Consider the following 23046-nt stretch of genomic DNA (forward strand, 5'->3'; position numbering starts at 1 on the left):
ACATTTATCAAACCAAGTGTAAACAATAAAACAGAAAATTGTGAATAATATATTTGTCATCTGCGAAATAGAAAAAGGCAAAATTGCCGACGTCAGCCTAGAACTGATGACCAAAGGCCGCTCACTGGCCAACGAGCTTAAATGCAAACTGGAGGCACTCGTAATTGGTCACAAACTATCGGGCATTGAGAAAGAATTGTATCCTTTTGGAGCCGATAAGGTATGGGTAGCAGACGATCCACGTCTCGAAGTATATACCACCCTGCCTTACAATGCCATTGCAGTAAAAGTTTTTCAGGAAGAAAAACCTCAGATTGCCCTTTTAGGGGCCAGCACTTTTGGCCGCGACCTGGGGCCCCGTGTATCGTCGCAACTGGTAAGCGGCTTAACTGCCGATTGTACCTCGCTTGAAATTGGCGATCACGAAGATAAAAAAGCCGGAAAGGATTATAAAAATCTGCTGTATCAGATAAGGCCCGCCTTTGGTGGTAATATCATAGCCACTATTATTAACCCCGACAACAGGCCGCAAATGGCAACGGTGCGCGAGGGCGTAATGAAAAAGGAAGTTTTCGACCCCAATTACAAAGGTGAGTTGGTTAAGCTCGATGTGAACAAATACACTTCAGAAGCCGACTACGTGGTAAAAGTGATTGAGCGGCACATGGAAAGTTCGAAAGTAAACATTAAAAACTCGTCTATCATTGTGGCCGGAGGCTATGGTGTTGGTTCGAAAGAAAATTTTAACCTTCTTTTCGAATTGGCCCACCTGATCAATGCCGAAGTAGGTGCCTCGCGTGCTGCAGTTGATGCCGGTTTTGCAAGCCACGACCGCCAGATCGGTCAGACTGGGGTTACTGTGCGTCCAAAGTTATACATAGCCTGCGGAATCTCCGGCCAGGTGCAACACCTTGCAGGTATGCAGGAATCGTCGATGATTATTTCCATCAACAACGATCCGGAAGCGCCCATCAACAAAATTGCTGATTACATCATTACCGGGAGCATCGATGAGGTGGTGCCCAAAATGATAAAATATTACAAAAAGAACAGCAAATAAGTATCCGGCAGAAAAGTAAAATTTTAAAAGAACAAAAAAATGGATAATTTCTATCTAGATAACCCCGACTTGAAGTTTCACCTGACCCATCCACTGATGAAAAAAATTGTAGCTCTGAAAGAGCGCAATTTTGTGGACAAAGAAAAATTCGATTATGCCCCCGTCGACTTCGAAGATGCGATGGACAGTTATGACAAGGTGCTTGAAATAGTTGGTGATATTTGTGCCAATATTGTTGGGCCTAATGCTGAAAGTGTCGATGCCGAAGGACCCCAACTGGTAAATGGTGAGGTAATCTATGCCCGGGGCACCCAGGAAAACCTCGATGCCCTGATCAAGGCAGGCCTAATGGGTATTACCCTTCCGCGCGAATACAACGGACTTAATTTTTCAATTGTACCCTATACCATGGCAGCCGATATGGTTTCGCGTGCCGATGCCAGCTTCGTGAATGTGTGGGGTCTGCAGGATTGTGCCGAAACCATTCATGAATTTGCCGACGATGCACAGAAAATGCATTACCTGACTCGTGTATCGGCTGGCGAGACCATGGCTATGGACTTAACTGAGCCCGATGCGGGATCTGACTTGCAGGCTGTGCAGCTGAAAGCTACTTATAACGAAAAAGATGGTAAATGGTACTTAAACGGAGTAAAACGTTTTATTACCAATGGCGATGGCCATATCTCTCTGGTACTTGCCCGTTCTGAAGAAGGAACCCACGATGGTCGAGGACTTTCGATGTTTATCTACGACCGTAAAAGTGGTGGTGTTAGCGTACGTCGTATCGAACATAAATTGGGTATTATTGGTTCTCCTACTTGCGAGCTTGTGTTTAAAAACGCACCAGCCGAACTGGTTGGTCAGCGCAAACTTGGGCTTATTAAATATGTAATGTCGCTGATGAATGGTGCTCGCCTGGGCATTGCAGCTCAATCGGTAGGTATTGCCGAAGCAGCTTACCGCGAAGGTTTAAACTATGCCAAAGAGCGCGAACAGTTTGGTAAGCCTATCATCAAATTCCCGGCAGTGTACGAAATGATTTCGCGCTCCAAAGCCAAACTCGATGCCACCCGTACCCTTCTGTATGAAACAGCCCGTTTTGTTGATATGTACAAAGCTTATGAGCATATTGCCAAAGAGCGCACCCTCGAGAAAGAAGAGCGCGAGGAAATGAAACACTACCAGAAGCTGGCCGATTTTTACACTCCCCTGGTAAAAGGTTTGTCATCGGAGGTTTGCAACCAGCTTGCTTACGATTCGTTACAGATTCATGGTGGTTCAGGTTTTATGAAAGATTACCCCATCGAACGTATCTACCGCGATGCGCGTATCACCTCCATTTACGAGGGTACTACCCAGTTACAGGTGGTAGCTGCTATTCGTGGCGTAACAACAGGTGGTTACCTCAAACAAATTCGCGAATACGAGCTTACTGAGATTAAACCTGAATTACACACCTATCGCCGTAACCTTATTCAAATGACCGAAGAATTTGAAGAAGCCGTTGAAAGGGTTACTTCCTTAAACGACAACGAATATGTCGATTTTCATGCCCGTCGCATGGTTGAAATGGCTGGTAACATTATAATGGGTTACCTGCTGGTGCTCGATACCAACCGTGATGCCAAATACTGGCGGTCGCTGGAAGTATTCCTGAAAGTAGCCAGGGCTGAGAATAAATCAAATGCTGAAGTAATTCGTTTTTCCAATATCAACGACCTCGGACGTTTTAAAATAGAATAGTTTAATTTTCGAATATAGAAACCCGGATTCAGGTATGAGTCCGGGTTTTTTTTATTGTATTAAGGCAGGTTCTTATTTGCAGGTAATCCATGTGCATCTGCAGCTAATGATAACAAAGCACATTGCCATGTTCGAATGAATTGAAAGTGTAAAGATCACGATCATTTGTCAAAAAAGTAATGCCCACAGCTCTGTTCTTGCGTATGAGGAAAAGAACTTAAAATTACTACGCCATGGTTGAAACTATCATTCGAGCCATCGAAGAACTCAAGCTGAAAATTAGGAATAACGTAGAAGCAATTACTCAAAATCAAAATTCAATACAAGCCATGCTTAAGCATAAGATGAATGAAGATTATGCCGGCCAGTTTGAACTGATCAGTGAACAAAACCGTGAGCTTCTTGCACAAAACAACGACTTGATTAATGTACAGCTCACCTTGGTTAATTTTTTGGGTAAATACAAAGACACCGCCATTTTGCGCCAGGATATTCCTTTGGTCGATATTTATTCAGTTACAGATGAACAGGAAGTATTTGCCCTCACAATAAAAGGGAAACTCAGTTTCAATGAGGATCATCCTTTTTACCATTCGCCCAATTTCTTAGAAAAGCTCATTCATTTTTATATGCAAAAGGAAGAGTATGAATATTGCCAGCAACTTAACCAGATAAAAGAATCTATAGGGAAATAAAACCAAGCATACAGGTGTAACAAAAAAGCGCTCCATCCAAACGATAGAGCGCTTTTTCTATTTATTGCTATCATGCAAATTTTTTAGCCAGTATAGTTTTTAGTGTGGGAGTAGTAATTTCGTCCAATTCGTATTGTACCCTTACGGTTGGTTTATTTATTTTTACTATCCTATTAAGATCAATTGGCGTTCCGATTATTACCGCATCGCAATCTACCTTGTTGATAGTATCCTCGAGGTCTTTAATCTGTTCATCGCTATAACCCATCGCAGGTAACAGGGCTCCAATCTCAGGGTATTTTTTAAAGGTTTCAGTGATTGTACCTTTTGTCCAGGGTCGTGGATCAACAATCTCTTTTGCGCCGAACTGACGGGCAGCTACTACACCAGCTCCATACTTCATTTCGCCGTGTGTAAGAGTGGGTCCATCTTCTACTACCAACACTTTTTTACCTTTAATTTTTTCAGGGGCATCGAGAATAAGCTTCGAATTGGCTTTAATGACAATGGCCTTGGGATTGTGCTTTTTAATGTTTTCTTCGAGCTGTTTAATATTCTCAGCTGGTGCACTGTCTACTTTGTTGATGACAATTACATCGGCACGCAGAAAGTTAACCTGGCCGGGATAGTAAAGTAATTCGTGTCCAACCCTGTGCGGATCGACCACCACAATTTCGAGGTCTGATTTATAGAAAGGGGTATCGTTGTTACCTCCATCCCAGAGAATGATGTCGGCTTCCTTTTCTGCTTCACGCACGATTGCTTCGTAATCGACTCCGGCATAAATGACTCTTCCGCGGTCGATATGGGGTTCGTACTCTTCCATCTCTTCGATGGTACACTTATGTTTTTTTAAGTCTTCTACTGAAGCAAAGCGTTGCACCTTTTGTGCTACCAGGTCGCCATAGGGCATGGGGTGACGGATGGCCACTACTTTTTTACCCATGGCAGTGAGTACATCGCTTACAATTCTTGAGGTTTGTGATTTTCCGCATCCGGTGCGGATGGCACATACCGAAACTACGGGCTTAACCGATTCTACCATGGTGCGGGTAGGCGATGCCACCGAAAACTTAGCTCCTGCAGCCTGGGCAATAGCGCCAATCTGCATCAGGTGTGTGTAGGTAACATCAGAATACGAAAAGAGCACTTCATCGGCTTGCAACTTTTTAATCAGGTCAGAAAGCTCCGATTCGGGATAAATCTGGATGCCTTTTGGGTATTGCGCACCGGCTAGTTCTGCCGGGTATTTACGGCCATCGATGTTCGGAATTTGTGTGGCGGTAAATGCCACTACCTCTACGTTTGGGTTGTTACGGTAGAGTACATTGAAATTGTGAAAATCACGGCCGGCAGCACCGCAAATAATAACACGTCTTGTCTTCATAGCATATTAGGGTTTATGTGATAGAATATTGTTGCTGCAATTTATCTTTTTAAGGTTTTTTTTTGCATGATTAATTGCAGGCTTTTATATATACCATCTTTCTGTCGAAAACACCTAATAGGGCCTTTAAAATCGTTTTCTTTATCAAGTATTGCTTGGTATTAATACGAATACACGGTAGCAGGCTTCCTTGCTTTAAAGAATCATGTAAGTTTCTTAATCAAAAAAGAGGCTGCCTTTTAGCAAAGCAGCCTCTCTCTGAAATACATTTGTGTGGTCTTTATTTAATTTTCATAAACTTACCTGCATACGAATTGTTATCGTTGTCGCGGGTTTTTACTACATACATACCTGGTTTAAGGGCCGAAATATCCAGGGTGTTGTCCGCCGGTCCATCAATAAGCTGTTCTTTTACTAATTGACCTGCAATACTGTAAATGGCAGCATACTTCATGTTGGTAGCGCCCAAGGTGATATACTCATTGGCCGGATTCGGATACAGTGAAATTACCGCTGGTTTATCCATGTAATTGTCCAATATGGAAGTGGTACCATCTTGGTTTTTAATGTAATAATCTCCATTATGTGTGCTTCCGGAATGAATATAGCCAAAGTCATAAACTCCGGGCGTTCCGGTTCCTTTTGTTTCGGATTTATTTCTGAATACAGCGGCAATCCAGTAAATCGAATCGATGGCAGGCACGGAATAATAGGTCGATGGGGTAAAACTAATGGAGAAGTAACCAGGTTTATCGGCAACAGGGTTCATTTTTCCTACTCCGTCATCTGCTCCCCAGTTTCCAATAGCATTTTCCCAATCAATACCATTTGCAGTATTTACGTAGCCGGAATGCATGTAAATGTATGGTTCATTCGCTAACTCACCATTCCCTTGGTTGGCATTAAATGTAATGGTAATGGGGGTTGTTTTAGCAAAACTTTTAGGCATGACAGTAATAAAAGGATCGCTAGACTTAACCCCTACATAAATAGTGGTATTTCTAAAGCCCTTGCCCAGGTTGGTGTTGGTGGCATCGCGGAAATACATTCCTATTTTGTAGATTGACGTTTCTTCTAAAACACCAAAGTACTCTTCGGGTGTAAGGGTAATCTCCCAGATATCATCTGACACCTCGGTCATTAAACCTACACCATCATCGTTGAGGTTGCCTACTATATGCGAAAGATTTGTACTTTCTTTGCTAGTGGTTACCACACCGGCATGCATGTAAACTTTCGATGCACCTACCAATCCTGCAGTGCCGTCGTTCGAAGCCATGGTGGCATCGAAGGTAATGGTAATTAAACTATCGCGTGTAAACGGATAGGGATTTACAGTTACCGGATTTTCATAAACCTCTACAATACCTGGCATACCGTCGGAGTATCGGGTGGTGGTGAAAATGTGCCATTCGCCAGCCTTTAGGTTAATGGGGTCATTGACATTGGTTACGCTTATTTCTTCACCTGAGAAATAATTGTACCAGGTGCCTGTTTCAGGAAATGCCGGATCAATGGTATTTTCAATTAGGCCAAAGTTGCCAATCAACACCAGGCCTTCATCGCCAAAATCGTAGCTTAAGCGTCTGGTAACGGTGTTGTATTTATGGTTTACTGTGGCTGAGGCCAGGTTTTCCGCTCCTATTTCGTTGCGAAGGTTTAAGATGCCACTGTAAGCATCATACACATATTGGCGGTTTTCATCTTCATAATAACCCAGACCATCGGGGCCCCATGGTAGAGGTTTATTACCCACCCGACCATTGAAATCGATGTTTATGTCGTATGCCAGTTCGTCGAACTGCCATATCATTTTTGGGCCAGGGAAAAGGTAAGTAAAGGCCGCAGCCATTTTCTTGCGTTCGAACATAACTTGTTGGTCTTTAACATCATAGCTACCATCGGCACTAATCATACCTTCGGAAAGTGCATGTTCGGCCAGACGTCTTTCGTCGTGACTGTTATAAAAGGCTACATGGCTGTTTTGTTGCATGCCGTTAAAGGTACCTGTGGTAGCATTACCTAACATGGCAGGTATATAATCGTAACTTTTGTTTCGCCACAATTTCATGCCATAATTGGCCAGTTCTGTTTCTTCGTTCGAAGGTCCCCAATGCTCGAGAATGATATAGGCATCAGGGTCAACAGCCCAGATTGAGTCGGCCATGCGTTTGAGAATGGCTATTCTTACCGCATCGTAACTATCGGGATTGGTTGAATTGGTAAAGCCTTTGGTGAAATCGAATCGGTACCCGTCTACATGGTATTCCTGAATCCAATAGCGGTTCACGCTATCAACAAAGGCTTTTGTATAGTCGCTGGTATGATCGAAATCGTTTCCCCAACTATATCCTGGCGGTGGGTCACGGTTAAACCAGGGGTTGTTAGCTGCAGGTTTGGAGGCTGCATCGTCCCAATAAAGTTTTGCCATGGCATTTTGTCCAAAAGCATGGTTGAGTACCATGTCCATAATTACGGCAAAACCCATTTGGTGAGCGGTTTCGATAAAATGTTTAAGGCTGTCTTTGGGCCCGTAGTATTTATCGGGGGCAAAGTAATACGATGGATTATAACCCCAAGATTCGTTGCCTTCGAATTCACTGAAAGGCATTAGTTCTATAGCCTCTACACCAAGTCGTTTTAGGTAGTTCAGTGTATCGATCAGGGTTGAATACGAGTGAGTGCCTACAAAATCGCGCACGAGCAGTTCATAAATTACCAGATTGTCGAGTTCCGGACGAACCCAGGTATCTTCGGTAGCTGACCACACATAGGGTGTCTGTCCGGTTTGCAACACAGTAGCTGTCTGGTATTCAGTTTTGGTATAAACCGGAAGGTTAGGATAAACACTCGTTGGAATATGTTGGTCATTCCATGGGTCGGCAATTTTTTCGGCATAGGGGTCGCCAATTTTTGCTGTGCCATCGACCCAGTATTGAAATACATACTCTTGCTGAGGGGTGAGGCCATTAATGGTAAGCCATAAAAACTCACCATCGGTGGTTTGCTTCATCTGGTATTCATCGGCTACAATCCAATTGTTAAAATCACCCACCACGTATGCATATTCTTTGTCAGGGGCTTCCAGTACAAGGGTTACACTGGTATCACCTTCGTGGTAGTTAATACCTTTGCGCACACCTGCCGGAAGATCTTCAATAACAGTTTCATTTCTGATAAATATTTTTACAGAATCAACTACTTCTTCTATACCATTGTTAGCAGTAACTTTAAACCAGTGTTCATTGCTTGTAATTACCTTGTATTTACCATTTGCTGCTGAAGTATTGGCCGAATATATCTCTACATCGTTAACTGTCACCAAAATATCAGAGGTATCTGTTGCAATAACAGACCATTCAACAGAATCATTCAATAAGAAAATTTCATCCCTGATAGGTGCTGTAAAGGCAACAGACAATCCTTCGGCATAAACAGTGTAGAAAATATCGGTATTTCCAACATCTTTCCCTTCTTTAGTGTTATCTGCTGACCTGAAGACAAACGCTAATTTCTCGATTGTTTCGTTAGAAGCAACACCATAGTATTCTCTTATCGAAGGAGTTATTGCAAGTTGGTAAAGGTTGTCGCCAATTCGGGTTAATTTATATTTTTCGCTATTATCTCCCCAAGTTGGGGCGTATTCCCAATCGGAATTACTTGTACTGTTATTTGTAATAACACCTGTATGTGCATATACATCACCGGTATATCCGGAAAGTCCACCTGAACCTTGAGTAGCATCAAAAGTAATTGTTACAGCATCAGTATCTGTAGGAAAGGCGGGATCGGCAGTAATCACTTGCGCATTTAAAGCAATGGCAATCGTTAATAATAACGTAATTACTGAGAAAAACTTCTTCATAGTATTCATATTAATTTAATTTTCAATGAGTATTCATTTTATTGTTCAAGGGAAAATATAAAAGACTCAAGTGGTTTCAGATCAATGCGTACTTTACCTTTTCCGTCGAGTACAACTAGTTGTGTGCCATATTGTTTATAAAACTGGTCTTTGAAGTTATAAGAACCCTGTTTGAGATTCCAGGCAGCAATAAGGCTTTCGGGCAAATCCAGGTCGAATCCATACGAGTCGGTAGCGCTAAAATTGGTCAATACAAGGATTTTTTCTGTTTCGCTCCAGCGTGCAAACGAAAATACCTTATTGTTATATCCTTCAGTCACCTGGCGGTTATGGGTATGAATTTCGGCATACTTTCCCATCAAAGCGCTGCTACTGATAGTATAATTCAACAGCCGGCTGTAAAAGTCGCGCAATTGTTTCTCGTCTTCCGTAAGCAGCCCACCATCAAAGGCACCTTTGTTCATCCAACGTTGTTGAGAAGGCACACCCCAGTAATCGAATATTGTGGTGCGGGTTTCAGAACCAAAACCTGCGTTTCCATTTCCAGGTTCGCCTAGCTCCTGAGCAAAATAGAGCAGGGTAGGAGAAGTGCTGATAGTGGCCGAAAGTACCATCATCGGTTTTCCTTTCTCGGCACTTCCAGCAAAACCTGTACTGGCAATTCGTTGCTCGTCGTGGTTTTCGAGAAAATGGATCATGTGGTGTTCAATATCAGCCAGACCGTATTGTATGGCAGCCAGGTTATCGGTACTTCCATTTCCCTGAATAATATGTTTGAGGGTATCGTAAAGTTCTACCTTGTCGTACAGGTAGTCCATTTTTCCTTTCAAAATGTAATCGCGGTAAAGATTGGGTTGGTAAACTTCAGCCAGCAGAAATGCATCGGGGTTTTTCATTTTGATGGACGAGTTCATGTAACTCCAAAATTCAACAGGCACCATTTCGGCCATATCAAAACGGAAACCATCCACACCTTTTTCTATCCAATATAGGGTAATGTCTTTAAATTTCTTCCAGGAATCGGGAACGGATTTGTCCTGCCAGAAAGCATAATGCTCGGCTGCAGTTTTTGTGGCATAAGCGGCTGGGAGGGTATCGAAATCGTATGTGCCATCGGGCTTTACTCCGTAATTAATTTTTACAGTCTCGTACCAGTCGTAAAAACCGGGCTGTGCTGCGCGTGTTCCATTGCCAGTCCATTTAGCAGGGTTTTCGTCAAAATATTTGTCGGATAGAGGATGATTTTCGCCACCCAGGGGTTTATAGCCATTTAAAAACTCCGGTACCACAAATTTCTGTCCGGGGATATAATAAAAGTTATTGTCGCGGCTGTATTCCACACTTGTATCATCAGAGGCCCCAAAATCTTCCACACCTTCGGGGTTCGATGCTCCCTCGTATTTACGGGCCACATGGTTAGGAACAATATCGATAATTACCTTCATTTGATGCTGATGGGTGCGGGCGATGAGCGCCTCGAATTCTTCCATCCGCTTGGCAGGATCAACTGCAAGATCGGGGCTGACATTGTAATAATCCTTTACTGCATAGGGCGATCCGGCTCTTCCTTTTACTACATCGGGGTCGTCGTTTGAGATACCATATTTGGTGTAATCGGTAATTACTGCATGGTGCAATACGCCTGTATACCAGATATGTGTTACACCGAGTTTTTTGATTTCTTCCAGGGCTGTATCAGAAAAATCGTTGAATTTACCAACGCCATTCTCTTCCAGGGTACCCCAGGGTTTATTGGTAGCATTCTGGTTGCCGAATAATCGGGTAAAAACCTGATATATAACTACTTTCTGATGATTCTTTGTTTCCTTCATGTCAGGGTTCTTGTGGCTTTGGCAAGCCGGGAGCATAAGACCTGTCAGCAAAGTAACTAAGAGAAGAGCCTTTTTCATTTTTGTTGCAATTTGTGTGTTGAATAATTTAATGACTCTAAACTATGCATTTTGGGCATGGAGTGAGTATACGTTCGCAAAAGAAATAAAGTTGAATTCAAGTTCCTACGAAATTAGGCATTATATAAACGAAAAGTTGTTATTCTTTTGTTAAATATCAAAAAATCAAATAAATACATGTGTGAAAGATTTCTGAAATCAAGAAATAATTTTATCAAAAATAATTTAGGCAAACCTTATTTCCATGATTTTGTTTTCGAATTCGCTGCTCGAAACACGAGCCTTTTTTTTGATACGTGTTTTGTAGGTATACACTGTATTTACCGAAAAGCCCAGAATCCGGGCTATTTGTTCATTGTCTGATATTCCAAGCCTGATGAGTGCAAAAATACGTAAGTCGTTGTTGAGGGCTTTAGGCTCGTCGGGTATCACTTGTTCCTCTGGCAACATTAATTCGTTAAACTTCTCTACAAATTCCGGAAAGATATTCAGGAAATAGCTGTCGAAATTCTTGAAGAGTTTGTCTCGTTCTGTTTTTGGGTTCAGGCTGTTGATGGATCGTTCAATTCCAGCAAGGTTTTTTTTGGCCAGAAAACTGTTAATTACACTGTGCAGACCTTCCAGTTTATCGATGTATTGTGTGCTGAATTTAAAGTAGTAACCAATATACTCGGTTTTAATTTTGTTTGCTTCGTGCAGTTTTTCAGTGAGTTCGAGTAAATCGGAATTGGTCTGTAAAATAATTTTTCGGGCTTTTCTCAAGCGACGCAACTGAATGAGTGCGATAAGGGCCAGAGTGCTGATAAGGAGCATAACCGAACCGACCAATAGAATGGATTGAACCATTAGCTTACGCTTCTTTTCTACCAGCTGCAATTGGGCAGCCTCAATCTTGGGTAATAAAGAAGCAATATGCAATTGACGGAGTTTTGCGTTAAAAATGTCTGCGTCTTCTTTTGCTAGAAGTATGTAACGGTAGGCGTGTTCGATGTCGCCTTCGTAGTAAAGTTGCTCAGCGAGGGAGGTAAGGGCCATTGTTTCCTTAGTGGCAGTCATCATGTCATAAATAGCAGATTCGATGGTGTGGTAGAGTGCCTTTTCCGGCTGATTGTATTCGCGGTAAATGTATCCAAGTGCCGAATGCACACCAGCAAGTTGACGATGGCTCGGGTTTAGGTCGCTAAGGATTTTTTCTAAATAAACTACCGATTTGTTTAGGTCGTATCGGGCAAGGTATCGCAGTCCCTCGAACCAAAGAGGGTAGTATGATCCGGCAGGTAAAAGCATTTGAATAGAATCGACGTACTTCTCTGCCAGTTTACGGTAATTGGGCGAAAAAACCGCTGTACTGTTAAAATCAGCAACATCGTAATAGGCACGGGCCAGATAGCCATAATGCACGGCTTTTTCGTCAGTTGGTAAAACTATCGCTGATACAGAAAGTAAAGTATCAATCGCTTCGCGATATAATCCTCTGGCAGTAAGAATATTGCCTGTTTTAGATTTTACAAGTGCAATTTTTACCGGATCGTTAAGTTGATAGGCCAGGCTTAACCATTTTGTGGAATAGTGGAGGGCTGAATCGAAATTGTAAGCTTCGTATTCGTTTACCAGTTGTTCATAAATAGAGAATAATAAATTGCTTTTTACCTCACCTTTTTCCGAGTGACTGGCTTGTACAAGTTTGGCAATGTTTTGATTTTTTTTCTGGATGTATTGATTTCGCTTGGCGATATGCATCTCCAGCTTGAGAAAAAGACTATCTGTTTCTCGGGCCTGAATGCTATTTGAAATAAAAAACGATAAAGAAAACAGGATGTACCAACGCATTTGAAGGCAATTTTTGACTTTGCTAAAGGCTAAAGTTAGAATTTATTGCCGACTTACCAATTGAGTTGAATGCAGGGGATGCATTCTGGTTGCCTTTGATTATGCAATTGCTGAGAGAATTATCTTTTGCAGGTCTACTTTCTTGAATGGTTTTACTACGTAACTAAAAACCATTGTTTTAAATTCCTCACTTCGAATCAGTTGTGGTTCGTAATAGGCCGTAAGAATAATGCAATTCTGATTGGGTTTTATCCGCTTAATTTCACGAATTAAATCAACTCCACTCATTTCGGGCATTTTCAAGTCAGTGACAACCACATCGATTTCATTGTTTTTAAATATTTCAATAGCCTCATGTGCCGAAATGGTTTTAATGATCTGAAAATCTTTGCGAAAAGAAATTTCGAAAAGATTCAGATTAATGTGCTCGTCATCTACGTAAAGTACCTTCACCATTCGCTTGTTTTAACCCAAATCAGTTTGTATTGGAACAAAAATAGAAAAAATTACTTTTCCTTCTTTGTTTTTTACATCAACATAACCATTATGCTCGTTAACAATACTATGGGTTATGTATAACCCCAAACCCGATCCTTTGTTCGGTGCTTTGGTGGTAAAGAACGGATCGAACAGGTAATTGATAATTTCATCTTTAATCGGTGGTCCGGAATTGGCTATTTCGAATAGTACACAATCGGTGTGCATGTAGGCGCGTCTTTTAACCACAATTTCAATGCATCCAGTACCTGAAGAATTGCCTTCTTCGATAGCTTGCAGTGCATTGTCGATGATGTTAATAAGCACCTGCGACAAGCGGTGTTTTCGGGCTTTAATCGGAGGAGTGGACTCGATTTGAATGTGAAGATCGATTGAAGAGGGGATTTTATGGGCAAGGAAGGTTACCGACTCATTTACCAGCACCTCCGGCTCAACCCATTCAAAGCTCTCTTCGTTATTATTCATTAGGGTTTTTAATCCTCCAACGATGTTTATTATTCGCTCTATTCCAGATTCAGCATGACCGATGAGCTCAAAAAGTTCATCCAGGTTTTGAGAATCGGCATGGCATTCAAGTGCTTGAAAATCGGAAAGGGTAGATTTGATGTTTTCGATACTCACTGAAATAAAATTCAGCGGATTGTTAATTTCATGCGCAACACCGGCAGTGAGGATACCCAATGCGGCCATTTTTTCTGATTTTATCAATGCTGCCTGGGCATCTTCCAGTTCACTGAGGGTTTTGTGCAGTTTATTATTGCGTGTTGCGAGTTCATCCCGTTGTTCGTTAAGCAGATGGTTTTTTTGTTCAATTTCCTTTGTGCGCAAGCGTACTTGTTCTTCGAGCAACTTCTTTTGGCTTTGCAAGGCTTTTAACCTAATTCTATAACCACCAAAAATGGCAGCCAGCAGCAAAAGAATAAAACTGATTTGGGCAACCACCGTTTTCCACCAGGGCGGCACTATGATCACTTGAGTTGTGACTACCTCCGGATTCCAAAAGCCATCGCTGTTTGAAACCTGTAACATAAAAGTGTACTTGCCAGGCTGCAGGTTAGTGTAGGAAGAACTGTTCTGTCCTGTCAGATTAACCCATTCTTTGTCAAATCCTTCCAGCTTATAGCGGTATTGGTTTTTGGTGGGCACCGAATAGTCTAAAGCAGCGAATTCGAACGAAACAAAATTCTCGTCGTAATAAAAAACCACTTTGTTCTCAGATTTATCGAGCCGTTGCTGCATGACCGACTCATTAAATAGCTTTATGTCTATCAACACAGCAGGTGCTGGGCTTGTATCGGGTTTTACCTCTTCCGGAATAAAACTATTTAGGCCATTGATGCCACCAAAATAGATTACTCCTTCTTTGTCTTTATAGGCGGCACCCCAAAAGAAATGGTTTCCCTGCAGGCCATCTTCGGCGGTGTAATTCTGAAATTCTTCTGTTTTAGGATTGAACATCGAGATTCCAAAATCTGTACTGAGCCACAAGTTCCCGTTTTTATCTTTTACAATGGCAAACACAATGTTGTTGGGCAAACCATCGCGGGTAGTATAGCTTGTAAACTTCTCTGTTTCTATCTCGTAGCGGCTTAATCCGCCGCCAAAAGTACCAATCCATAATAAGCTGTCATCGTGAAGTAGTGATATTACATTGTTATTAGGCAGGCTGTTCGGATTTTGTGGATCATGCCTGAATCGTTTAAAATTTGCCTCTGTGCGCTCCATGTTGGTAAATTCCATTTTGTTGAGGCCAAAAGACCAGGTACCCAACCAGAGATTGCTATCGGGGTCGAAGACAATTGCCTGAGATTGCAGGGAGTTGCTGCTTAGACTATTGGTATCGTTCGGATTATGGGTGTAATTGATAAAGCTGTTGCTTTTAATATCGTATCGCGATAAACCTCCTTCGGTCGAAATCCACAATATTCCTTTTTCTCCTTCAATAATGCGTTGAACACGGTTATCGGGTAAACGTCCCTGTTCGTAATAGGCATTCGAAATAAGGGTGAAATTATCCTTTTCGCGATTGTATTTCATCAGTCCGCTATTCCAGTCCGATAACCACATGGTTTGTTCGCTGTCGATAAGAATGGCGTTAATGTTGTTACTCGAAAGGCTGTTGGGGGCATAATTCGAATTGTAGTAGCGCTTGATTGAATGGGCGGCTGGGGAAAGACGCACAAGGCCATTGTCTATCAATCCTATCCAAAGGAAATTCTCGTCTGACGAAATGGCTTTGACAATACTTTTACTACTGCCTGTTGCGGATGGGATAAAGTTGTTGTACATTTTAAAATTCGATTGCAACACCAAACGGTCCACGCCACTTTCCGAACCAGCCCAAACAATGCCTTTGCTGTCGATAAATATTTTACGTACACGGTTTTCGTTGATCGATTCACTGGTATTTCCCTGTTGAAATGTTTTAAACTGGCCGGTTTGGGCATTGTATACGCTAATACCGTATTCGGTGGCAAACCAGTATTCTTTTTCTATGCGTTGTGCAATGCTATAAGTGAGGTCGGATATTATTGAGTTAGTTCCGGTCTGATACCTGATGTGGTCTATCTGATAAGTTACCGGATTAAGAATGTTGATTCCTCCACCATAAGTGGCAATCCAGATATTTCCATCATGACCCAGAATCATATCAAAGGGTTGGTCGTTGGTGAGTGCGGTTTGGTCGTGGTATTGATGAATAATCTGCTTAACCTTTCCATTTTTTGGGTTCAATGCTGAAATGCCAAGGGTAGTGATACCAGCCCATATTGTCCCATCTTCAACCTCCAGCAATGATCGAATACTTTGTTCCTGTTGAATTTTTTCGCCATTTTCCAACACACTGAAATGCTCAAAGGTTCCTGACTCTCGATCTAACCGGTCGAGGCCCTGCCCGGAAACACCAACCCAAATAGAACCATCTTTTGCTATTAATACAGACCATACTGTGTTGCCGCTAATTTCACCCGTCTTTTTACCGGAATTCTGATAGTGTTGGAATATTTCTGTGGTTGGGTCAAAGGCATTTAAGCCTCCGCCTTGTGTTCCTATCCAAAGTATACCTTCCCTGTCAATGGCCATAGCACGTATGGTGTTGTTCGAAATCGAATTAGGGTTATTCGGGTCATTACGGAAAATTTTGTAATTAAAACCATCATAGCGATACAAACCATCAATGGTCCCAAACCAGATAAAACCCTGATTGTCTTCTATTATCGCGAATGTGGCACTTGGCGGAATTCCATATTTATCGTAAATGGCTGAAATCTCAATTGGATAGTTTTGGGCTTTGATCAAACCGAAAAACAAGATAAAGCCCCAAAAAAAAAGAAGCTTTGGGGAGCCTAAAAGTATTATTTTCAAAGGCAAGGATAAAATATACTTAATTGTTTTACGGAAATCTGAATAATTCATTCTTTGGTAAAAAAGTGCTTTTTAGGGGTTTACTGGTTAACCTAAAATGTTTAGTAAAAGGTAATAAAAAAAGTGAATTAATTTGTTGGATAATTCATTTCAAAGGTTCAAAAAAGTAAATTCCATGGCTTTGCTCTTTTCATTTCGAATTTGTATGAGAATTATAAATTCAAACCCAGGTTCATATCGGATTTTTTATCGGCTGGAAACAAAAAAACCTGCTCATCCGCCAGGGCGGATTGCAGGTTCTTCTATGCAATAAAAACTTGTTTATTTATAAAATGCTTTAATGGTATCGCAAATAAGTTCGATATCCTCTTTTTTCAAGCCCAGGTGCACTGGCAGTGAGAGGCCTTCGGCATATGCCTTGTTCGAAACAGGTAAATCATTTTCCTTATATCCCAGGTAACTGAAACAAGGTTGACGGTGCATAGGGTAAAATAGCCTGCGAGTTTGAAGCTGGTTATTTTCCAGGTATTGCAACATTTCCTCGAGGCGTTCCACTCTGATATTCACCCTGAAGGGAACAAAATTAGAATCGGGGTTCATGCCGATAAATTTTACTTGCGGGCAGTCTTTTAGCAATTCGTAATAGTAATTGTAATTTTCAGTTTTTCTGGCTTTAATCTCGGGGAATTTTGCCAGCTGGGCCACGCCAACACCGCATTGAAGGTCGGTCATTCTGAAATTCATGCCCAGCGAAGGGTGAATAAAGGTTCCACTATTAGGACGACCCTGGTTACGGATTAGTTTAATTTTATCGAAATGCTCTTCGGTGTTCATCAACACAACTGAACCTTCGCCACAGGTGATGGTTTTATCGGCAAAAAACGAGATCATTCCATAATCGCCAAAGGTGCCCACATGTTTTCCCTTAAAGGTAACACCAAAACCCTGTGCAGCATCTTCCAACACCATAAGGTTATGTTTTTTTGCAATTTTCATTACCGATTCGATGTCGCAAGCCTGGCCATACATGTGTACCGGAATAATGGCTTTTGTTTTAGGAGTGATAGCCGCCTCAAGTTGGGTCACATCTATTTGCAGGTCTTCTTCGCGTATGTCGATAAAAACGGGCTTGGCACCTATTATGGCAATGGGAGAGGCTGTGGCATTAAAGCTGAACGAAGGGGCAATCACTTCGTCGCCGGGTTTAATTCCCATTGCTAAAAGAGCCAGATAGAGGGCAAGTGTTCCGTTGTTGACCAATACTGCGTATTTTGCACCGGTTATTTCTTTTATGCCATCAAGAAATTGCTGCGAAAACTGCCCTTCAGTAAGCCATCCGTCGTTGATGGATTTTGTGAGGTTGGCAATTTCTTCCTGGCCTACATAGGGTTGAAGTTGTACTACTTTGTAACTCATAAATGTGATATTTAGTAATTTTTATAATCGAATTAATTATGCCGCAAAGATAGTTTTAATGGGAATGAACTTCGGAGGAATGGAAGCTAAATTTGACGAACACCCCGCCCGTGCTCTTTAACAGTAAATGTTTGCTTTTAAATGGCATGCTTTGTCTGCCTGATTAGTTTTGTAAGTTGGGCAAATGCCCTATCTTTATGGCACTATGAACAATCCTCTGAACATAAGCATTCTTGGAACCGGCAATGTGGCCCGGCATCTTGCTTTGCGGTTTTTTCAGGCAGGTATCCCGGTAAATATGGTCTATGGCCGGTCTGCTTCCAAGGCCAGTGAGTTGGCTCAAATGGTAGGGGCTTTATCTTCCGATAGTATTAAAATGATTCCCCGGGAATCAAACATTTTATTCTTATGTGTGAGCGATGATGCCATAGAAGAGTTGGCCGGGGAAATTCCCAATCCTGAGATAACGGTGGTCCACACTTCGGGAAGTGTACCTCTTTCGTTACTTCTTGCATACCATCGTAATGCGGGGGTTTTTTATCCTTTTCAGTCTTTATCCTCAGAGGTTGATCAGGGGCAGGTGAGTTTGCCAGTGAGCCTCGAGGCATCCAATGAGGCTGTGATGGAACAACTACTGTTTTTAGCCAGAAAAATAACCGATAAAATTGTTACGCTCAATTCAACCGAGCGTATGCACCTGCACCTTGCAGGGGTGATGGCCAATAATTTCTCCAACCACCTGTTTGCCCGTGTGTTCGATTTTCTCGAACAACACAACCTGGATTCGGGCCTGTTGCATCCCTTGCTCGAAGAAACTTTCAGGAAAATTAAAGCACATCATCCGCGCGATATGCAAACAGGACCTGCCCGCAGAGGCGATGTTAAAATCGTGAAAAAACATATAGATTTGCTCACTGGCAACCACGAATTGCAAAAAATATACAGCCTGCTGAGCAATAGCATTACCGATTATTATTCCAGAATGCCTTTATGAACTTCAAAGAAAAATTACACTTAATAAAAGCCTTTGTATTTGATGTCGACGGAGTGTTTACCGATGGACAGGTATACCTGATGGCCGGCAATGAATATGTGCGTGCCATGAATATCAAAGATGGCTATGCCGTGCAGCACTGTGTGAAGGCAGGTTATCCGGTGGCCATTATTTCAGGAGGCACCTCCGAAGAAGTGCGCAAACGTTTCAGCAACCTCGGGATTACAGATATTTACCTCCGCTCTTCGAACAAACTAGACGATTTTGAGGATTTCCGCTTCAAGTACCATCTCGAGTATGAGAATATCCTCTATATGGGCGATGACCTGCCTGATTACGAGGTGATGCAGCGATGCGGAATTCCTTCCTGCCCGGCCGATGCAGCAGACGAAATTAAAGATATTTCAATCTATATTTCCAATAAAAGAGGCGGGGAGGGTTGTGTGCGCGATGTAATTGAACAGGCGATGCGTTTACACGGTAATTGGTTTAACGATCAATCGTTTATATGGTAAGATGGTTTAAATACACAAGGGCCTTTTTCAGGCTCATACGTTTTCGTAATCTGCTGATTATTGCTGCTACAATGTATTTGTTGCGTTGGTTTGTGGTGTTGCCTGTGCTAAATGCTACAGCCTTTATTCCTACACTTAATACACTTTATTTTAATTTGCTTGTTTTGGCTACCCTCTGCATTGCCGGAGGCGGTTATGTGATCAACGATTATTTCGACCGAAAAGCCGATCTCATCAACCGACCGGGGCGTGTTATTCTGGGGCGGATACTCAGCCAGCGCACTGGTATGGTCTGGCATATTGTGCTAAATATTGTGGGCGTTGCCCTGGGGCTGTTGGTGGCTTATAAGGCTGGATCACTGAAATTGGGGATCATCTTTATCCTGATGAGTGGTCTGTTGTGGTTTTATTCTACTACCTACAAACAGCAGGTATTGTTGGGTAATGTAATGGTGGCTTTTATGGTAGCCAGTGTGCCCTTACTGATTGTGTTATTCGAACTGCCTTCACTGTTGAACCGCTATCGCTATTTTCTTCAGGCCGACAGTGCCAACCTGAATGTGATGGTAGCTTGGATTGGTGTTTACGCTGCCTTTGCATTTCTGTTGACACTGATAAGGGAAATAGTAAAGGATTTAGAAGACTTTGAAGGTGATTTTGCCTTTGGTAGGCAAACCATACCCATTGCCTGGGGCCCTGACACTGCCAGAACCATTGTGATACTTCTCACCTCCATCAGCCTGCTCTTAGTTTTGGCCGCTATGGCTGTATACTTGTCGGGCATCGTTAGCATCCTTTATACAATCACAGCGGTATTGTTACCTCTCGGGTTTTTTCTTTTTGCTTTTTACAAAGCTGCAGGCAAAAATGAGTATCACAAGGCAAGCTTCCTTTTAAAAATAACCATGCTGGGTGGACTGGGCTACATTGTTGTAGCCCGATTTTTTGTTTTTTACTTTTAGCCATGTTACAAGAAACTTTAAAAAACTATTCCCTCATTTTGGCATCACAGTCGCCCCGCAGAAAAGCTTTGCTCGAAGGACTCGACATTGATTTTACAGTTTTTGTGCGCGAAGGTATTGATGAAACAGTGCCTGCTGGTTTGGGAAAAACCGAAATTCCGGTGTTCCTGGCCCGGCATAAATCAGATGCCTATTCCGATTTGTTATTGAACAACAACATACTCATTACTGCCGACACCATTGTCTGGCACAACAAGCAGGAACTTGGCAAGCCACGCGACCTTAAGCATGCCACCGATATGTTAAGCCAACTTTCTGGCAGCATGCACGAAGTAGTTACCGGGGTATGCCTGCGAAGTCAAAATAAAATAATCGAATTTCATTCACTCTCCAAAGTGTGGTTCAGGCACCTTGACTCCCGTGAAATCGACTATTACCTCAATAAGTATAAGCCCTACGATAAAGCCGGCTCCTATGGCATACAGGAATGGATAGGCTATTCGGCCATCGAAAAAATTGAAGGCTCTTTTTACAATGTCATGGGGCTGCCTGTTCAGAAGCTTTATACCGAACTGATTAAATTCTTACACGATGAAACAAATTAGTCTGCTGTTTTTACTGGTTTTAGTTTTGAGCCATAAACCTTTGACAGCCAGGGAGGGCATGTGGCTGCCTGTTTTAATCGAACAGGTTAACTATGCAGACCTTCAGGCACGCGGATTTATGCTTTCTGCAGAAGAAATTTACAGCATCAACAGGGCTTGCCTTACTAATTCGGTCATGATTTTTGGTGGAGGTTGCACTGCAGAACTGATCTCGCGAGATGGTCTGCTTCTTACCAATCACCATTGCGGTTTTCCTGAGATACAGCAGCACAGTACCTTGGAGAAAAATTATATACGCGATGGTTTTTGGGCTACTAAGCGCTCCGAAGAACTTCCCAATCCTGACTTGTCGGTTTCCTTTTTAACCAGTATGGTTGACTATACCCATCAAGTGCTCCATGACCTGGATACCATTCGCAATTACCTTACCCGTAAGGACCGAATTGAAAGGCGTATTGACAGCCTCGAAAAAGCAATGGCTGATTCGCTCCGGCTCGAAGTCTCCATCGAGAGTTTTTTCTATGGCAATACTTATTATCTTTTTACCTACCAGGTATTTCATGATGTGCGATTGGTAGGAACTCCACCCGAAAGCATCGGTAGTTATGGCGGCGATACCGATAACTGGGTATGGCCCAGGCATACGGGTGATTTCTCGCTTTTTCGAATTTATACCGGGCCTGATGGCAACCCTGCCCCCTATTCGGAACAAAATATTCCTTACCAACCACAAAGTTTTCTTACCATATCGGCCCAGGGAATAGCGGAGGACGATTTTACCATGGTGTTGGGTTTTCCTGGTTCTACTCAGCAATATCTTTATTCCGGTGCCCTTGAACTAACTGGCAACAAACTTTATCCGCAGAGCATTGCCCTGCGCGATGGCCGCCTCGAAATTATCGACAAAGCTCGATCGGCCGATGAGCTTGTATACATTCAGTACGCTTCGAAACACCAACGCATAAGCAATGCATGGAAGAAATGGAAGGGTGTATTGTATGGTTTTAATCGTTATGCAGTAATCGAAATGCGCAAGCAATACGAAGCGGATTTGCTGGCTGGCGCCGGAACACTAAAGCCAAATCTCGAATCACTCTACACCGCTTTTAACTCAAGCTATGGCGAATTCGAACCTTATTACTTGGCCAATAACCTGTTTAGCGAAGCAATCTGGGGTATCGAACCTATAAAGTTTTATGCGCAAATAAGAAATAATATCCTGAATCTGGAATCCGGTGCAGAGCAGCAAAAAGAGATAGCAGAACTGACTGCGACAGCACATACTTTTTTTTCTGATTACAACCAAAAGGTCGACAAACAGTTGACAAGCTTTATGCTAAACTATTTCAGAAAAAATGCCAGCAGTACTTTTCAACCGGCAGGTTTCAACTCTTTGGATTCCGAAGAGGGCTGGCAGAAATACCTGGACAACTTATATTCTACTTCCATTCTAACCGATTCGGTACGGTTTACAAAAGCGCTGAAGAAAATCTCGAACCATGATGTGAAGGCTTTCACCAACGATCCCTTTGCGCAATTGTTTCAAGAGTTATTGGCGGTTTTCAACAACCAGCTGCGAGGTGGGTATGACTACTACTCTGCACGGCTCGACAGCCTTTACAGAGCATACACTTCCTTGTTGCCGCAGATTGATACATCCAGGCTTTTTTATCCCGATGCCAATTTCACAATGCGGCTTAGCTATGGTAACGTTTCGGGCTATTCGCCCCGCGATGCCCATATTTACCATTTTCAGACCTATTCCGACGGAATTTTAGAAAAAGCATCCATGGATTTTCCCGATTACCAGGTGCCGGAAAAACTCATTGAGTTGCTTCGCCAAAAAGATTTTGGCCGCTATGCCACTGCCGATGGGAAATTACCATTGTGCTTTATTGCCTCTAACCATACTTCCGGAGGCAACTCGGGCAGCCCGGTACTGAATCGATACGGGCAGCTTGTGGGCATTAACTTCGACCGCACCTGGGAAGGCACTATGAGCGATTTTTATTTCAGCGATGCCATCTGCCGGAACATCAGCGTGGATATCCGCTATGTGCTGTTTATCATCGATAAATATGCCCAGAGCAGCTACCTATTCGACGAAATGGATATTGTGTGGTAGGGTAGTGTTCATAGAATGGGAAGTTGGGCGAGAAAGTGTAATAAATAATAAGCGATTAAATAACTAAATAAATAA

15 protein-coding genes are annotated in these 23046 nt (G+C 42.5%); 8 read left to right on the top strand and 7 right to left on the bottom strand.

Annotated features, from left to right (window positions below; genetic code table 11):
- Positions 1-40: 40 nt before the first annotated feature.
- The 3 genes from IPM71_11905 (at position 41) to IPM71_11915 (ending at position 3501) form a co-directional block, all read left to right on the top strand.
- Positions 41-1060 carry an electron transfer flavoprotein subunit alpha/FixB family protein gene (locus tag IPM71_11905; GenBank protein ID QQS50280.1) on the top strand — a complete coding sequence of 340 codons (1020 nt, stop codon included), beginning with the start codon at positions 41-43 and terminating at the stop codon, positions 1058-1060.
- 39 nt (positions 1061-1099) lie between these two features.
- Positions 1100-2806, top strand: coding sequence for an acyl-CoA dehydrogenase family protein (locus tag IPM71_11910; protein ID QQS50281.1), 1707 nt, complete (start codon positions 1100-1102; stop codon positions 2804-2806).
- A 233-nt stretch (positions 2807-3039) separates the two neighbouring features.
- A complete protein-coding gene (locus tag IPM71_11915) occupies positions 3040-3501 on the top strand; it encodes a hypothetical protein (protein ID QQS50282.1) in 462 nt (153 codons plus the stop codon).
- 70 nt (positions 3502-3571) lie between these two features.
- On the opposite strand, the gene IPM71_11920 is transcribed toward IPM71_11915, so the two are convergent.
- The 7 genes from IPM71_11920 to IPM71_11950 form a co-directional block, all read right to left on the bottom strand.
- Complete coding sequence (locus tag IPM71_11920) at positions 3572-4888, bottom strand: GTPase (protein ID QQS50283.1); 1317 nt, start codon at positions 4886-4888, stop codon at positions 3572-3574.
- Between the two features lie 280 nt (positions 4889-5168).
- Complete coding sequence (locus IPM71_11925) at positions 5169-8753, bottom strand: T9SS type A sorting domain-containing protein (protein ID QQS50284.1); 3585 nt, start codon at positions 8751-8753, stop codon at positions 5169-5171.
- A 38-nt stretch (positions 8754-8791) separates the two neighbouring features.
- A complete protein-coding gene (locus IPM71_11930; protein ID QQS50285.1) occupies positions 8792-10663 on the bottom strand; it encodes an alpha-amylase in 1872 nt (623 codons plus the stop codon).
- 225 nt (positions 10664-10888) lie between these two features.
- Entirely contained in the window at positions 10889-12493 is a 1605-nt protein-coding gene (locus tag IPM71_11935; GenBank protein ID QQS50286.1) for a hypothetical protein, read from the bottom strand.
- Between the two features lie 99 nt (positions 12494-12592).
- Positions 12593-12949: a response regulator gene (locus tag IPM71_11940; GenBank protein ID QQS50287.1), complete on the bottom strand. Its 357-nt coding sequence runs from the start codon at positions 12947-12949 to the stop codon at positions 12593-12595.
- A gap of 9 nt (positions 12950-12958) precedes the next feature.
- The gene (locus tag IPM71_11945; GenBank protein ID QQS50288.1) at positions 12959-16405 is read right to left on the bottom strand and encodes a GHKL domain-containing protein; all 3447 of its coding nucleotides are present in this window, start codon (positions 16403-16405) and stop codon (positions 12959-12961) included.
- 270 nt (positions 16406-16675) lie between these two features.
- A complete protein-coding gene (locus IPM71_11950; protein QQS50289.1) occupies positions 16676-17770 on the bottom strand; it encodes a DegT/DnrJ/EryC1/StrS family aminotransferase in 1095 nt (364 codons plus the stop codon).
- A 205-nt stretch (positions 17771-17975) separates the two neighbouring features.
- On the opposite strand from IPM71_11950, the gene IPM71_11955 reads away from it, so the two are divergent.
- The 5 genes from IPM71_11955 to IPM71_11975 are packed head-to-tail and all read left to right on the top strand — an operon-like array spanning position 17976 to position 22971.
- Complete coding sequence (locus tag IPM71_11955) at positions 17976-18764, top strand: DUF2520 domain-containing protein (GenBank protein QQS50290.1); 789 nt, start codon at positions 17976-17978, stop codon at positions 18762-18764.
- Entirely contained in the window at positions 18761-19279 is a 519-nt protein-coding gene (locus IPM71_11960; GenBank protein ID QQS50291.1) for an HAD-IIIA family hydrolase, read from the top strand. Before IPM71_11955 ends, IPM71_11960 begins: the two co-directional genes overlap by 4 nt.
- Positions 19273-20241, top strand: coding sequence for a geranylgeranylglycerol-phosphate geranylgeranyltransferase (locus IPM71_11965; GenBank protein QQS50292.1), 969 nt, complete (start codon positions 19273-19275; stop codon positions 20239-20241). Before IPM71_11960 ends, IPM71_11965 begins: the two co-directional genes overlap by 7 nt.
- Before the next feature lie 2 nt (positions 20242-20243).
- The gene (gene maf, locus IPM71_11970; GenBank protein ID QQS50293.1) at positions 20244-20846 is read left to right on the top strand and encodes a septum formation protein Maf; all 603 of its coding nucleotides are present in this window, start codon (positions 20244-20246) and stop codon (positions 20844-20846) included.
- Positions 20833-22971, top strand: coding sequence for a S46 family peptidase (locus IPM71_11975; GenBank protein QQS50294.1), 2139 nt, complete (start codon positions 20833-20835; stop codon positions 22969-22971). Before maf ends, IPM71_11975 begins: the two co-directional genes overlap by 14 nt.
- The last annotated feature ends 75 nt before the right edge of the window (positions 22972-23046 follow it).

This window comes from Bacteroidota bacterium (assembly GCA_016699695.1).
Lineage (GTDB): Bacteria > Bacteroidota > Bacteroidia > Bacteroidales > UBA10428 > UBA10428.

What these genes read in the sequence shown, in the direction of transcription:
- IPM71_11920 (QQS50283.1), bottom strand. Translation starts at nt 4,888, where the DNA reads ATGAAGACAAGACGTGTTATTATTTGCGGTGCTGCCGGCCGTGATTTT.
- IPM71_11915 (QQS50282.1), top strand. Translation starts at nt 3,040, where the DNA reads ATGGTTGAAACTATCATTCGAGCCATCGAAGAACTCAAGCTGAAAATT.
- IPM71_11950 (QQS50289.1), bottom strand. Translation starts at nt 17,770, where the DNA reads ATGAGTTACAAAGTAGTACAACTTCAACCCTATGTAGGCCAGGAAGAA.
- IPM71_11965 (QQS50292.1), top strand. Translation starts at nt 19,273, where the DNA reads ATGGTAAGATGGTTTAAATACACAAGGGCCTTTTTCAGGCTCATACGT.
- IPM71_11925 (QQS50284.1), bottom strand. Translation starts at nt 8,753, where the DNA reads ATGAAGAAGTTTTTCTCAGTAATTACGTTATTATTAACGATTGCCATT.
- IPM71_11975 (QQS50294.1), top strand. Translation starts at nt 20,833, where the DNA reads ATGAAACAAATTAGTCTGCTGTTTTTACTGGTTTTAGTTTTGAGCCAT.
- IPM71_11955 (QQS50290.1), top strand. Translation starts at nt 17,976, where the DNA reads ATGAACAATCCTCTGAACATAAGCATTCTTGGAACCGGCAATGTGGCC.
- IPM71_11935 (QQS50286.1), bottom strand. Translation starts at nt 12,493, where the DNA reads ATGCGTTGGTACATCCTGTTTTCTTTATCGTTTTTTATTTCAAATAGC.
- IPM71_11910 (QQS50281.1), top strand. Translation starts at nt 1,100, where the DNA reads ATGGATAATTTCTATCTAGATAACCCCGACTTGAAGTTTCACCTGACC.
- IPM71_11945 (QQS50288.1), bottom strand. Translation starts at nt 16,405, where the DNA reads ATGAATTATTCAGATTTCCGTAAAACAATTAAGTATATTTTATCCTTG.
- maf (QQS50293.1), top strand. Translation starts at nt 20,244, where the DNA reads ATGTTACAAGAAACTTTAAAAAACTATTCCCTCATTTTGGCATCACAG.
- IPM71_11940 (QQS50287.1), bottom strand. Translation starts at nt 12,949, where the DNA reads ATGGTGAAGGTACTTTACGTAGATGACGAGCACATTAATCTGAATCTT.
- IPM71_11960 (QQS50291.1), top strand. Translation starts at nt 18,761, where the DNA reads ATGAACTTCAAAGAAAAATTACACTTAATAAAAGCCTTTGTATTTGAT.
- IPM71_11930 (QQS50285.1), bottom strand. Translation starts at nt 10,663, where the DNA reads ATGAAAAAGGCTCTTCTCTTAGTTACTTTGCTGACAGGTCTTATGCTC.